Source organism: Streptomyces aurantiogriseus, from assembly GCF_014649375.1.
Taxonomy (GTDB): Bacteria; Actinomycetota; Actinomycetes; order Streptomycetales; family Streptomycetaceae; genus Streptomyces; species Streptomyces aurantiogriseus.
The window spans coordinates 1-13,103 of sequence record NZ_BMSX01000042.1 but is presented as its reverse complement, the minus strand read 5'-3'; the positions used below and the strand labels follow the sequence as shown (position 1 = coordinate 13,103).

General features: G+C 68.0%; 11 protein-coding genes. 8 read left to right on the top strand and 3 right to left on the bottom strand.

Translation table 11 applies throughout. The annotated features are described in order from the left end of the window. The first annotated feature begins 164 nt into the window (after positions 1–164). Entirely contained in the window at positions 165–965 is an 801-nt protein-coding gene (locus IE263_RS45935; protein ID WP_189944117.1) for a CPBP family intramembrane glutamic endopeptidase, read from the top strand. Between the two features lie 51 nt (positions 966–1,016). On the opposite strand, the gene IE263_RS45930 is transcribed toward IE263_RS45935, so the two are convergent. Continuing rightward, positions 1,017–1,826, bottom strand: coding sequence for a PhzF family phenazine biosynthesis protein (locus tag IE263_RS45930; RefSeq protein ID WP_189944116.1), 810 nt, complete (start codon positions 1,824–1,826; stop codon positions 1,017–1,019). Positions 1,827–1,953: 127 nt separating this feature from the next. Between IE263_RS45930 and IE263_RS45925 the strand changes: the two genes are divergently transcribed. The 7 genes from IE263_RS45925 (at position 1,954) to IE263_RS45895 (ending at position 9,805) form a co-directional block, all read left to right on the top strand. After that, a complete protein-coding gene (locus tag IE263_RS45925) occupies positions 1,954–2,979 on the top strand; it encodes an NAD-dependent epimerase/dehydratase family protein (protein WP_229911537.1) in 1,026 nt (341 codons plus the stop codon). Between the two features lie 87 nt (positions 2,980–3,066). Continuing rightward, positions 3,067–3,603: a DUF2269 domain-containing protein gene (locus tag IE263_RS45920; RefSeq protein WP_189944114.1), complete on the top strand. Its 537-nt coding sequence runs from the start codon at positions 3,067–3,069 to the stop codon at positions 3,601–3,603. 89 nt (positions 3,604–3,692) lie between these two features. Then, the gene (locus IE263_RS45915; RefSeq protein ID WP_189944113.1) at positions 3,693–4,526 is read left to right on the top strand and encodes a class II glutamine amidotransferase; all 834 of its coding nucleotides are present in this window, start codon (positions 3,693–3,695) and stop codon (positions 4,524–4,526) included. Positions 4,527–4,659: 133 nt separating this feature from the next. Beyond that, on the top strand, positions 4,660–5,394 hold the full coding sequence (locus IE263_RS45910) for a VOC family protein (RefSeq protein WP_189944112.1): 735 nt from the start codon (positions 4,660–4,662) through the stop codon (positions 5,392–5,394). A gap of 483 nt (positions 5,395–5,877) precedes the next feature. After that, a complete protein-coding gene (locus IE263_RS45905; RefSeq protein ID WP_229911536.1) occupies positions 5,878–6,663 on the top strand; it encodes a TnsA-like heteromeric transposase endonuclease subunit in 786 nt (261 codons plus the stop codon). Then, positions 6,651–8,765 (top strand): TnsB C-terminal domain-containing protein, encoded by a 2,115-nt coding sequence (locus tag IE263_RS45900; RefSeq protein WP_189944111.1) that lies wholly within the window; start codon positions 6,651–6,653, stop codon positions 8,763–8,765. Before IE263_RS45905 ends, IE263_RS45900 begins: the two co-directional genes overlap by 13 nt. A 2-nt stretch (positions 8,766–8,767) precedes the next feature. After that, positions 8,768–9,805 carry a TniB family NTP-binding protein gene (locus tag IE263_RS45895; RefSeq protein WP_189944146.1) on the top strand — a complete coding sequence of 346 codons (1,038 nt, stop codon included), beginning with the start codon at positions 8,768–8,770 and terminating at the stop codon, positions 9,803–9,805. 1,316 nt (positions 9,806–11,121) lie between these two features. On the opposite strand, the gene IE263_RS45890 is transcribed toward IE263_RS45895, so the two are convergent. Both IE263_RS45890 and IE263_RS45885 read right to left on the bottom strand, forming a co-directional pair. Next, positions 11,122–12,447 (bottom strand): magnesium transporter MgtE N-terminal domain-containing protein, encoded by a 1,326-nt coding sequence (locus IE263_RS45890; RefSeq protein WP_189944110.1) that lies wholly within the window; start codon positions 12,445–12,447, stop codon positions 11,122–11,124. Further along, positions 12,444–12,887, bottom strand: a complete 444-nt coding sequence (locus IE263_RS45885; RefSeq protein WP_189944109.1) for a hypothetical protein — start codon at positions 12,885–12,887, stop codon at positions 12,444–12,446. The genes IE263_RS45890 and IE263_RS45885 overlap by 4 nt, the downstream gene beginning before the upstream one ends. Between the last annotated feature and the right edge of the window lie 216 nt (positions 12,888–13,103).

Here is a 13,103-nt window from a genome sequence, read left to right as displayed (position 1 = left end):
GTCCGCGTGCCGGATGTCCGGCCGCACGGCAGGCGAAGGGGAGGTACGCCCCGTACGGCGTCCGTCCCCCCAACGGCCTGTCGCCCACGATTTTCGTCACTGCTTTCGAGACCCTGGCGACGCGCGGATGGGGATGAGGCGGGTTTACTCAACTGGAGGCAGGTGTGCAGGCGGAGGAGGGCCCGGTGGCCGATTCTTTTCCGCAGGAGCGGTTCTCGCGACGGATCTTCCGTGACGAGACCCTGCTCGTTCTGGGGCTTTCGCTCGGTGCGAGTGGTGTGTCCGCCCTGATCAGCTTTGTCGGATCGGTCACGAAACCGGGGGGCCTGAAGGACCAGGCCGCGACCCTCAACGCCTCGGCGGCGCCGGGCCGTCCCTGGCTGGATCTCGCCTGGCAGCTCTTCGGGATCACCACGGCCCTCGTCCCGGTCGCGCTCGTCGCGCACTTCCTGCTGCGTGAGGGGGAGGGCCTGCGCACGCTCGGCTTCGACCGCACCCGTCCCTGGCCGGACCTCGGCCGCGGGGCCGCGATCGCGGCGGCCATCGGCAGCTCCGGCATCGCCTTCTACCTGGCCGCACGCGGTCTCGGCTTCAATCTCACGGTGGTGCCGGAGGCGCTCCCCGAGGTGTGGTGGAAGTACCCGGTGCTGATCCTGTCCGCGCTGCAGAACGCGATCCTCGAAGAGGTCATCGTCGTCGGCTATCTGCTGCGGCGGCTGGGCCAGTTGGGCTGGACGCCGGTCGGCGCGCTGGTGGCCAGTTCCGTACTGCGCGGGTCGTACCACCTGTACCAGGGCATCGGCGGCTTCGTCGGCAACATGGTGATGGGCGTGGTGTTCGTCTACCTCTACCGGCGCTGGGGCCGGGTGGGTCCCCTGGTCGTGGCGCATTCGCTGCTGGACATCGGGGCGTTCGTGGGGTACGCGCTGCTGGCGGGGAAGGTGGGCTGGCTGCCGACGGCCTGAGGGGCGCACTCCGCTTCCGTACGTCTCGCGTACGCCCCTCCGCGCCTGCCGTCAGGCGTGCAGCTCGCCCTCGATGACGGTGACCGCGCGGCCCGTCAACAGGGTGCGCTCGCCCCGCAGTTCGGTGCGCACCCGGCCGGAGCGGGGCGAGGCCTGCAGACCGGTGAGGCCGGGGCGGCCCAGGCGCTCGGACCAGTAGGGGGCCAGGGCGGTGTGGGCGCTGCCGGTCACCGGGTCCTCGTCGATGCCGAAGTTCGGGAAGAAGCAGCGGGAGACGAAGTCGTAGCCACGGGCGGGGTCCTCGGCGCGGGCGGTGGCGATGATGCCGCGCGTGGAGTAGGCGGCCAGGGCCTTGTGGTCCGGGGCCAGGGCGTGAACGGTCTTCTCGTCGGCGAGTTCGACCAGCAGGTCGCCCACGTTCGGCCCGGTGTCGAAGATGGCGAGCGGCTCGGCGCCCAGGGCCTCGGCGACGCCGGCCGGGATCTCCACCCGGGTGAGCGGGGCGGTCGGGAAGTCCAGGGTGATCGAGCCGTCCTCGGCGGGCGTCGCGACGAGCACGCCGCTGCGCGTCGCGAACCGCACGGGGCCGTCATGGGTGCCCGTGCTGTGCAGGACATGGGCCGTGGCGAGCGTGGCATGACCGCACATCGCCACCTCGGCGACGGGGGTGAACCACCGCAGCGCCCACTCCGCCTCCCCACCCGCGGGAAGCGGATGCGCGAACGCCGTCTCGGCGTGATTGACCTCCAGGGCCACGTTCTGGAGCCACTCGTCGCCCGGGAAGGCGTCGAGCAGCAGGACCCCGGCCGGGTTGCCGGCGAAGGGACGGTCGGTGAAGGCATCGACGATTCGAATCCGCATGCCGCCGACGGTAGGGGGCAGGGAAGGCGGCGGACCAAGGCCAATCGGTGAGTCATGGACCGGTTTTCGGTCCGGGACAGGACGGTGGTGCGGCCCGCTTGGGGAACCGGCCGTACCCGCACGGACGTTGGGAGGACATGGCAGTCCTGGACGGCGGGACGGCGAGCGGGAGGATGCGGCCCTGAGCGGCACAACGACGAAGGACGACGACGGCACGATCGTGCTCACGGGCGCAACCGGCTTCATCGGATCGCACGCGCTCACCGCGCTGCTGCACCGGGGACGGCGGATACGCGCGCTGGTGCGTCACATCCCGGAGGACGGGGCCGCCGCCTCCGTCGAGTGGGTGCGCGGCGACCTGACCGACCCCGCCGCGCTGGGCGGCCTGTGCGAGGGCGCGTCGGCGGTCGTGCACCTCGCCTCGTACATCGGCGGGGACGAGCGGAGGTGCGGGGCGGTCAACGTCGACGGCACCCGGGCGCTGATGGCGGAGGCCCTGCGCGCCCGGGTCCCCCGGGTGGTGCACCTGTCGACCGCCGCGGTCTACGGCGCCGGCCCGCACCGGGGCATCACGGTCGGGGAGGTCACCGCCGAGCCGACCTCCGCGGTGAGCAGAACCCGGCTGGCGGGGGAGGCGTACGCGCGGCACGCGGGCGCCGTCGTCCTGCGGCCCGGGATCGTGCTCGGGGCCGGGGACCGCTGGGTCGTGCCGAGCCTGCGCGAACTGGTCGAGCGGGTGCCGGCGGAGTGGGACGGCGGCCGTGCGCTGCTGTCCGTGGTCGACGTCGGCGATCTCGCCCGCCTGATCACAGCCGCTGCCACGGGCCCGCGCCCGGTGCCGCCCGGCGTGTACCACGTGGGCCACCCGGACCCCGTACGCATCAAAGACCTGCTCGCGGAACTGTCGGCGCTGGGCGTCCTGCCACCCCGCCCGACCGAGGACTGGCCGTGGCCCGCCTGCCTGGAGCGCCTGCGGACGACCCCCGGCCGCGCCTCGGAACGCCAGTTCGCGCTGGCCGCCCGCGACCACTGGTACCTCGCCGACGAGATATGGAAGCTGACGGACGAGCCTCCCGGCCCCGGCCCGCTCAGCCGGCTCGCGCGGTCGGCCGAGTGGTACCGCGCCCATCTGCACGGGGCGGACACGGCCTGACGCACCGCCGCCGTACGCCGGGTCGAGTACGTGGGGTTACTCCCGGTGCCGGACGTGCTCGCCGCGCCGGCCCGGCACGGTGGGCGTATGAAGCTGAACCGTCCGGCACGCCGGGCCTTTCTGGTCGTTCATGTGGCCGCCTCCGCGGGGTGGCTCGGGCTCACGCTCGGGCTGCTCGCCCTCGGGATCGCCGCGACCACCACCGGATCCGCGACGACCGTGGAGGCCTCGGTCCGCGCCATGAAACTCTTCGCCGACTGGCTCCTGCTCCCGCTCGCGTTCCTCACGCTCCTCAGCGGCCTGGTGCTGTCCCTGGGCACGGCGTGGGGACTGGCCAGGCACCGTTGGGTCTACACCAAGTTCTGGCTGACCCTGGCCACGACCACCGCCACGGTCTTCGCGCTGCGCCCCGCGGTGAACTCCGCGGTCGCGGCCGTCGCCGCGGGCGGCCCCCTGCCCGACGCCGGTGACGTCCTGTTCGGCCCGATCGTCTCGCTGTCCGCCTACCTCTTCATGACGGTGATCTCCGTCCTGAAGCCCTGGGGGCTGACGCGGCGCGGACGGCGCCGGCGCGCGGCGGCCCGCACACCGGTGGCCGCCGGGCGCATCCGTCAGACCGCCTGACCTGGGTGGCGGTTCTCCCGCAGGGCACCGGCGCGGAAACGCTGGGATGCTGAGAGAGGCTCCCGCGTGAGACCGGAAGGCGGTGGACCATGTGCCGTTGGCTCGCCTACTCGGGTACACCCGTCCTGCTCGACGCCATCCTGTACCGACCGACGCACTCCCTGATCGACCAGAGCCTGCACTCCCGGCTGGGCGTGGAGACGACCAATGGTGACGGGTGCGGCATCGGCTGGTACGGGCCGCAGGTGGACACGCCCGCCATCGTCCGGGACATCGGCCCGGCCTGGAGCAACCGCAACCTGCGGGAGATCGCCGGCCACGTCAGCTCGCCCCTGTTCTTCGCCCACATCCGGGCCTCCACGGGCACCGCGGTGCAGCAGACCAACTGCCATCCGTTCCGCCACGGCCGCTGGATGTGGATGCACAACGGCTCGGTCGCCGACTTCCACCGGGTACGGCGTGACCTCGCCCTCGCCGTCGATCCGCGACTCTTCCCCGACATGGAGGGATCGACGGACTCCGAGATGATGTTCTATCTGGCTCTCACCTTCGGCCTGGAGCAGGATCCGCCCGGCGCCGTCGCGCGGATGGCGGGCCTGGTGGAACGGACCGGGCACGAGCACGGCGTGGAGTTCCCGCTGCAGATGACGGTCGCCGTGACCGACGGGCACCGGCTGTGGAGCTTCCGCTACTCCAGCCAGGAGGCCTCCCGCTCGCTCTTCTACAGCACCCGCGTGGAGACCCTGCGCGCCCTCCATCCCGACGTGGCGTTCCTGCGGGAGATCTCCGACGAGACCCGCCTCATCGTGTCCGAGCCGCTGGGCGATCTGCCGGGCGCCTGGAACGAGGTCCCCGAGAGCACCTACGGCGTGGTCCAGCCCGAAGGGGACGAGATGCTCCCCTTCGCTCCGCAAGCGGCATAGCGCCGCCGGCACCGAGCCCGACGTGGCCATGACGTCACGCGAGCTGAGCGCTGCGGCTGGTGAGCGAGTTGATCTCTGTTTGGCGACGGTACCTGCGGAGGTCGTTGCAGAGCGGGTGCCTAGGATCGCCGGCATGGCACTGCGACCTGTTCTGGTGAACATAAAGGCTGTTGACGACTCGGCGGTCGGCCGGTTCTGGGCGGAGGCGCTCGGCTGGGATGTTTCCGGCGGCGGATCCGGCGCGACCGCCGCCAAACCCGTCGGCTTCGATTGGCTGGACCCGGTCGGCGTGTGCGTCGACGTCATCGCCGTCCCGGAACCCAAGACGACGACGAAGAACCGTGTGCACCTGGATCTCGCCACCACCTCTGCGGCCCATCAGGCGGAGTTGGTCGCGCGCCTCCAGGCTCTCGGTGCGACGCCCGCCCACGTGGGCCAGGGCGACGTGCCGTGGACAGTGCTCGCCGACCCGGAGGGCAACGAGTTCTGCGTGCTGGAGCCTCGGGAGATCTACCGGGACACCGGGCCGATCGCCCGGGTGGTGGTCGACTGCGCGGATCCGCGGGCCATGGCCCGGTTCTGGGACGAGGCGATGGACTGGACCCTGCACGAGGTGACCGACGACCGTGCGGTGTTCCGCTCCAAGGGTGTCGGCCCGTATCTCGAGTTCCTCCGCACCGGCGTGAAGACCGTGCCGGACCGCGTCCATCTCGACCTGGTGCCGGACCCCGGTGATGACAAGGCAGCGGAGGTGGCCCGGCTGCGGGCCCTCGGCGCCACCGACCTCGACGTCGGCCAGGGCGACGTCCCGTGGACGTGCCTGGCCGACCCGGAGGGCCACGAGTTCTGCGTCCTCGCCCGGTCCTGACGCGGAGCCTTGAGGACACCCCGACGCGTGAGCCCTGTGTGCACATGCGCCATGACCCCGGGTGGTCGGGCTGCGGCGTCTCGGTCGATTCGGGCGGCGAGAGCTTGCGTGTCGGGGGCGAGATCAGCTCGCCCGCCGACCACCACGCTCAACTCGCCGAGTCGTTCCCAGGACGGGCTGCCGCGATCCGGGCGGTCCGGCGAGGAAGCGCCGCAGGTAGGCGGGCGGGAGACAGTCGGCGCGGGCGAGGCGGGCGATGAAGGCATGGCCGCCTTCACCTGCGGATCCTCCGTCGCCGTGAAACTCCAGCTCAAAGGCTGCTGACGCCTCGTCGCCGTACGCACCCGACAGTGTTTCCACCGCACCGCCGGCCCAGGAGCCGAGCAAGTGCTCAACCCTCGTGACCTGTCTCAGCGAAGATTCCGTGAATCTCAGCGAAGCTGAACGGATGGTCGTTAGTCTCACCGAAGGTTGAGCACTCGCTTGGCCTTCGGGCTGGGGGGTGCGGTGGAAGCGCTGTCGCGCGCGTACGGCGATGAGGCGTTAACGGCTTTTGAGCTGGACTTTCTCAGCGGCGGAGACCGGCATCGGTTCCCGCTGGGAGCAAGTTGGCAAGTCTCGTTCGAGGCAGTCGAGCCCGTCCGGCCGTTCCGCTGGGACAAGGACACACCAGGCTTCGCCGGCTGGTACTACTCAGCGACAACGCGTGATCACGTGGGCTACGAGTCGTGGCTGGAGCGGGACCGGTTGATCCTGCTTGACAGAGATCCGCAGGTGAGAGCGATATCGTCGCAGCCTTTCTGGCTGCACTGGCACGACGGCCGACGACAGCGCCGCCACGCCCCGGATTACTTTGTCCGGCTGTCCGAGGGGCAGGCCCGGATCGTGGATGTCCGTGCTGAGGAGGACATGGATCAGCGGGCGCGGGAGGCGTTCGCGGCGACCGAGCGGGCCTGCGCGGCAGTGGGCTGGCAGTTTGAGTGGGTAGGCCGTCCGGATCCGGTGCTCATGGCCAACGTCCGGTGGCTGGCGCGGTATCGGCGGTCCCGCTCGGGGCGGCCGGTGGCGGTGGCCGAGCGTCTGCTGGAGGTGTTCTGCGAGCCGAGGGGTTTGTGGGAGGGGGCTGAGCTGGTGGGCGACCGGATCCAGGTTCTGCCGGTGCTGTTCCACTTGCTGTGGTCGGGAAGGCTGGAGACTGACTTGTCGGGGAGTCTGCTGGAGACCGCAAGCCTGGTCTGGGCGAAGGGACGGCGCCGATGGGCCAATTGAGGCGCCCGCCGACCTTGGTGGTCGGTGAGAGGGTCAGGTTCGACGGCCAGGTCCGGGGAGTGCTAGAGGTGACCGCGCAGGCCGCGGTCCTGGAGGACGCTGAGAGTCCGCACCGAGTGGTTGCCCTGATCGAGTTGTTTGAGGCGGAGGACTTCGAGGTCCTGTTCCGCCCGGAGCGGATGCCGTTGCCGGCCTCGTCCGTCCTGGAGACGCTCCCGGTCACAGCGGTCCAGCAGGCGCTGTGGTGGGAGGGCCACATTCTGGAAGTGGTACATGGACTGCCGCCGGACGCGGAGCCCGGCACGAAGCCGCGCGCGGAGTACGCGGCGGGCATGTCGCTGACCGCGAGGGAGAAGGCCAAGGCCGCCGAATTGTCCCGGTCCGGTCGCCCGGTGACCGCCAGCACGGTCGCCCGGCTGCGTCGCCGCTATCTGAAGGACGGGGTTGCCGGGCTGGCCGATGGCCGAGCGGCCCGCAGACGGCCGGAGTTCGGGACGGTGGATCCCCGGGTGGTCGACGCGATGCGTCAGGCCATCAAGGAAGGCGTTGACACCTCGACCCGGACAGCTTCATACCTGATCTGGAGGACGAAGGAGATTGTCGAGCAGGCCAAGGACGATGAGGGAGCCGAGGGCGGGCAGGCGGTGGTTCCCTGGCCGTCCAGGGCGACCCTTTACCGGCTGGTGGAGAAGCTGACGGCGGGCACCCACGCGACAGGATCGGCGGTGACGCGCCGGTCGAAGGCGCACACAGCGGGCGCCCCCTTCGGGGAACTGACGGTGACCGCTCCGGGCGAGGTCATGCAGATCGACTCCACCCCCTTCGACGTGATGGTCCGGCTCGACAACGGGGTCGTTGGCAAGGTCGAGCTCACCGGCATGATCGATGTCGCTACACGTACTCCGACAGCGCTCGTGCTGCGGCCGTCGACGAAGTCGGTCGATGCCAGCGTGCTGTTGGCGAGGACTGTGACGCCGGAGCTGATGCGGCCGGGCTGGGCGGATGCGCTGAAGATGTCCCGCTCCGTGCTGCCGCACCGCAGGCTGCTGACGTTGGACGAGCGTCTTGAGCACGCGGCTGCCAGGCCGGTCATCGTTCCGGAGATGATCGTCTGTGATCACGGGAAGGCGTTTATCTCGCACAACTTCCGGGCCTCCTGCCGGTTCCTCGAGATCGAGTTCCAGCCCACGCACAAGGGCTCGCCCTTCGAGAAAGGCCACATCGAGAAGATGCTGGGCTCCGTCGCGACGATGTTCGCGCAGTTCCTGCCTGGCTACACCGGCCGCAACACCGACCGCCGCGGCCGACACCCGGAGAAGGAAAACCTGTGGTCGCTGCCCGAGTTGCAGGAATTGCTCGACGAGTGGGTGGTTGCGAAGTGGCAGAACCGTCCGCACGAAGGGCTGCGTGATCCCGACCATCCGGGCAGGTTGTTCACACCGAACCAGAAGTACGCCGCCCTGGTCGAGTCCTGCGGCTACGTCCCCGTCGCGCTGAGCGGACAGGACTACATCGAACTCCTCCCTGCTGCCTGGCGGGCCGTCAACTCCTACGGCATCCGGATCAACAACCGCACCTACGACGCCCCTGAGCTGGGACCGATGCGACGCCAGCATTCCGGCGTCAACGCCAAACGAGGGCTCTGGGAAGTCCACCGCGACCCCTACGACGTCTCCCAGGTCTGGGTACGCGACCACCGCGGAGACGGGGGCTGGGTCCAGGCGACCTGGAAATACCTGAACAGGGCGCCCGTTCCCTTCGGTGACCTGGCCTGGGATCACGTCAGCCACCAGCTGCCCAAGGCCACCGAGGAAGAACTCGCCGAGGCTGTGGCCGCTCTACTCACCCGCGCACACGCCGGCCCCACTCCGGGCGATCAGGACAAGAAGAGCAGGAAGAACAAGGCGACCAAGCGGGACCGCCAGGTGAGCGCACGCACCAGAGCCACCGCTCCGGCCGTGACCGCTCCACAGCCCGACCCGCCCCCGGCCTCCGTGGACGAGCTTGCCGCGGAGGAACAGGCGGAAGACGAAGAGCCGATGGCCGAGGTGATCCCGCTGGGACTCTTCGACCCCCTTGAGGACCCCTGGAGACGTTCGTGAGCATGCCCCTGGCCAACCAGCCGGACGACCTCAGCCGTCACCTGACGGTTCTGCCCGGCTGGCGCGGGTTCGTCGCAGCCAGCCTTGGCACGCCGATGGCGATGCTCACCCCGGCCGAGTACGCGGCACTGGTCAAAGAGGCCGAACTCGATCCAACGGCCAAAGAGAAGAAGATCACCTACGATGAGGACCGCCTCGACCATCACGCCCGCTTACAGGTGGTCGCCACCTCCACCGTCCGGCACACCGTCACCTGCGGCCGCCGCCTGATCATCCTCAACCGTGGCGCCGTCAGCGCTCGCCGGGGCCTGATCATCAGCGGCCCGGCCAACACCGGCAAGACGATCGCGCTCACCCAACTCGGCCTGGCCCATGAACTCCAGGACCGCCGCCGTCACCCCGGCCAGGACGAGCGCATCCCGGTCGTCTACATCACTGTCCCGCCCGCCGCGACACCCAGGATGATCGCGGCCGAGTTCGCCCGCTTCCTCGGTCTTCCCGTCCTGAAGCGGTCGAACATCACTGATCTCACCGAGGCCGTGGTCGGTGTCTGCACCAAGGCCCACACCGGTCTGGTCCTGGTCGACGAGATCCACAACATCTCACTGCAGACCCGCACCGGAGCCGAGGCATCCGACACGCTCAAGTACTTCTCCGAACGCATCCCCGCGACGTTCGCCTACGCCGGCATCGACATCGAGGGCGGCAGTCTGCTGACCGGCACCCGCGGCGACCAGATCGCCGCCCGATTCACCGGGGTGGCCACACACGCCTTCCCCTACAACGCGGAGTGGAAGTCCCTGGTGGCCCAGATGGAGGCGAATCTCCTGCTGCACCGGCACAAACGGGGCACCCTCACCCGCCTGGACCGCTTCCTGAACACCCGCACCGGAGGCATGATCGGCACCCTGTCCCACCAGATCCGCGGAGCCGCCATCGACGCCATCCTCACCGGCACCGAAAAGATCACCAAAGCAGGACTACTCGCCGTCGATCTCGATATCGCCTCCCGCCGCAAGTCCACGGGCGGCGAGGGATGACCTCAATCGCCTGGGACGACCCTGTTGCCCGCCTCCCCTTCCAGGTCCGTCCGCGACGCGGAGAAGGTGCCGTCTCGTTCATCACCCGCCTGGCCCAGGCGAACCACTTACCGCCCGCCTACCTGCGGAAATACCTGGCCAAGCCACCCACACACCTCGGCGTCCCAACCTGGCCCCGCCTCGCCGCGGCCGCTGGACGCGACCTTGATGAGCTACGGCAGATTCTGAACACGATCACCTGTGAGGAATGCGGCGGCTCGATGCAACCCATGGCCATGACCGGTGCCAAGCCGCGAACCTGTTCACGGGCCTGCCGACAGAAGAGATACCGCAAGCGCGTCCCCGCCGCCGAGTGGCAGAAGGCTCCCTGCCGCGTCTGCGGACAGCTCGTTAGATTCCGACTCGGGCAAGGGCGGCGGCGGCACATGTGCTCCCCGCACTGCCGACGCATCGCCTTCCAGTTCCGCCAACGCGGCGAGCAGCTGCCCAGACCGCCCAGACTCGCGGAGACCTCCGAGCACGCAGACGAGGACGAACTCGCCGACATCTGCCCAGTCTGCGAACACCAGATGCCACCGTCGCGCAAACGAATAGCCTGCTCAGAACGCTGCAGTGCGACGCTCGACCGCTGGAAGAGAAGTCCACTTCAGCCACCAACGACATGCGGCAACTGCCGAAGGACCGTGCTGCCTCGGGCGGACGGCCGAACCCCTGAGTGGTGTTCGCACGAATGCAGGGGCACAAAATTGCGCGAAAGGCGGAGGCGAGCCAAGGACCTGGCGCGTCAACTGGTGGTCAACGGGCAGACGGTTCCCACGGACTTCACCCTGGACGAGCCCGAAGCGGAACGCTTCAGCCTGGCCTTCATCGCTGCTTGCCGCGGCTGCGAACGACGCTACCAGCCCGTCAGCATGAACCCTTGGTGCTCGTTCAGCTGCCTCGAGCAGGAGCTGCAGAAGCGCCACGAGCAGCAGGAATGCGGAGCCTGCGGAACTTCGATGGCCCACCGAGCACCGATGAAGTCCCGGATCTGGTGCTCAGCGCCCTGCCGAAACAGAGGCCGTCGCTGGCGGGACGAGCTCCGCGCCCGGACGGCCCTGGCGTTCAGTGCGTGTTTCTGAACCCCAGATCTGAGTAGCCTGGGGTCCTACGCTGGCTTGGTGTCCGAGGACGCCGGTCGGCTCGGGGAGAGGATCTGTCGGTGCTGCGGGGAACGGCTGAGGAACGGCGCCACCCCCAGCTGGCCCAGGAAACCTCAGCCCTCCTCTTGACTCTGCGATGCCCTATTTCGTAGCGCCCTCTCGACGGCTGACTACCTAAACAAGTGGGTCAGGGAAACGTCCTTGTTTCCGCGCCTTATTCAGGATTGTCTTATCCACCTCATGTTTTGAGGTCTTCCACCGCCTGGAATCAAGATGACTTTCTAGGTTTCTGATTCCCTCGAAGCCGAGATGCCAGGCGACTTCCTCTTTGTGTTCGTTCGGGACTTCAGAGAATCTCTCATAGGCTTCGCGATACGGCCACCCGTGACTATCTGCTGCCGCATTGATCTCCCGCGCGACGCCATGAGCCCACTGCGAATTCCATAATGCTGCAGCAAACTGTTGCGGAATGTGATCCATCAGCATTTTACTGTCGACAGATGATGCAGACAGCGCCTGAACGATGACTCGGTGAGCCAAAGGGGCGCGATACGGCCGTGACTGGTCGGCTGCCATCATGGACCAGATGCACTCGGGAAGAGCTTCTCCGATCTTGCAGAAAGTGGAGGCCAGCCCATCAACCCCCATGTGCGGCATCAGAGTCACGCGCATTTCAGGAGGAATGGCGGCGTAAACAATGGCGCCAAGGTCCGACGTAGTCGCGAATTCAGCCATGCGCCCACGGGTCATGGACCCTACGATGCTGCCAAGGTCAGGGGCAGCCGTTCCGACCACCGAACAGATTTCCAGCAGGTCTTCCGAGGGGCCATTCGCCAGATGGACAACTTTTTCCAGTTGGCTATTAGGCATGGCGTTGACCAGGGAAAGCCTTGCCGACTCATCCATGCACACCCAGATGGCCATGTCTCGGTCATCGGCGGCTTCAAGGATCTGGGTGGCAACCGCCGGCGGTACCTGGTTGAGCAGCGCAGCGATGACCATGAGGGGCAGACAGGCTGCGAAATCTTTGAGCACTTCAGTTGCGAGTGACACACGCCCTTCTTGCTCATTGAAGTCCCCGAGGAACCGGCATGTCTGCTCAAGTGTCATTGCTGAGAGCAGATTTGACCTGACCGGTTCGTGGCTGCCCAGCACGAGCGATCTGGCGGTATAGGAGTTCATGGCAAGGAGCTGTCCAATGGCCAACTGCTCATCAATTTCGCTCAGCACCTGAATAGCGTTGGGCGTAGGCAGCTCCGCGATCCTTGCTGCAGCAGCAGAAACGGGCATTGAAGCCAATACGGATGCACGCTCGGTGCTTGACATGGCAACGAGGGTCTCTACTGCCTGCTGAACGGGGACCGCAGCCAGGCGCCGGGCAGTTGAAACCGTCGCATCAGCGTCACCGATGAACATGCTTCCCTCGGCGACCTGATACACCCGGCTCTCTCCGAGGGCCGCAATATCGACGCTGATATTGCGCGAATCATCGGTGCTCATTTATCCGAAATCCGCATCTCGCCCTGCCCGAGCTGGTAAACCCTGGCGTTTCCGGATGCTTTGACGTTCTGGCGCACATCGCCCTGGTAGGTCGTCCCCGGCGATTCCGCACCCTTGGCGACCTCGATGAGGCGCTGTAGTTCGGCGGCGGCGCGTGCACGCTCTTCATTGCTGGCGGACTCGAACCAGACCTCAAGACGGGATTGCCACGTCCCTTCCTGCAGGGTGCGCACCCGCTCCAACTGCTCTGGAGAGGCGTTGGCGATCGCTGTTGCGGTCCTGTCCAGTCGTTCGAGCTCGGCCCCCGTGCTTTGCGCGTCGCCGCGTCCCATGAGGGCCGCGAGTCGCTGCTTGAATCCCGTCCAGGCATCAGTGCTGGCAGCCTGAACCACTGCAGTACCGCCGGCCGCAACGACCGCCGTAAGCGCCTCCGTGAGCATGCCTCTCCCTTGAGCCATACATTCAAGTAGCGGGAGTCTACCGGCAGTTCGCGGTGAGCACTCAGGAGCGAACTTGTGTACGGCCGGGGGAAGCCCTGTGAGCGTGACTGCGGCAGGCGCATAGGGCCTCTGTCTGCGAGAGCTGCGGCACTTGGCATGAACCGCTCCGGGTCTGATGGAGGCTCGATTCCCTGAGAGGATCGAGTCATGGCACGT

What these genes read in the sequence shown, in the direction of transcription:
- IE263_RS45885 (WP_189944109.1), bottom strand. Translation starts at nt 12,887, where the DNA reads ATGCTCACGGAGGCGCTTACGGCGGTCGTTGCGGCCGGCGGTACTGCA.
- IE263_RS45915 (WP_189944113.1), top strand. Translation starts at nt 3,693, where the DNA reads ATGTGCCGTTGGCTCGCCTACTCGGGTACACCCGTCCTGCTCGACGCC.
- IE263_RS45930 (WP_189944116.1), bottom strand. Translation starts at nt 1,826, where the DNA reads ATGCGGATTCGAATCGTCGATGCCTTCACCGACCGTCCCTTCGCCGGC.
- IE263_RS45900 (WP_189944111.1), top strand. Translation starts at nt 6,651, where the DNA reads ATGGGCCAATTGAGGCGCCCGCCGACCTTGGTGGTCGGTGAGAGGGTC.
- IE263_RS45890 (WP_189944110.1), bottom strand. Translation starts at nt 12,447, where the DNA reads ATGAGCACCGATGATTCGCGCAATATCAGCGTCGATATTGCGGCCCTC.
- IE263_RS45920 (WP_189944114.1), top strand. Translation starts at nt 3,067, where the DNA reads ATGAAGCTGAACCGTCCGGCACGCCGGGCCTTTCTGGTCGTTCATGTG.
- IE263_RS45895 (WP_189944146.1), top strand. Translation starts at nt 8,768, where the DNA reads ATGCCCCTGGCCAACCAGCCGGACGACCTCAGCCGTCACCTGACGGTT.
- IE263_RS45910 (WP_189944112.1), top strand. Translation starts at nt 4,660, where the DNA reads ATGGCACTGCGACCTGTTCTGGTGAACATAAAGGCTGTTGACGACTCG.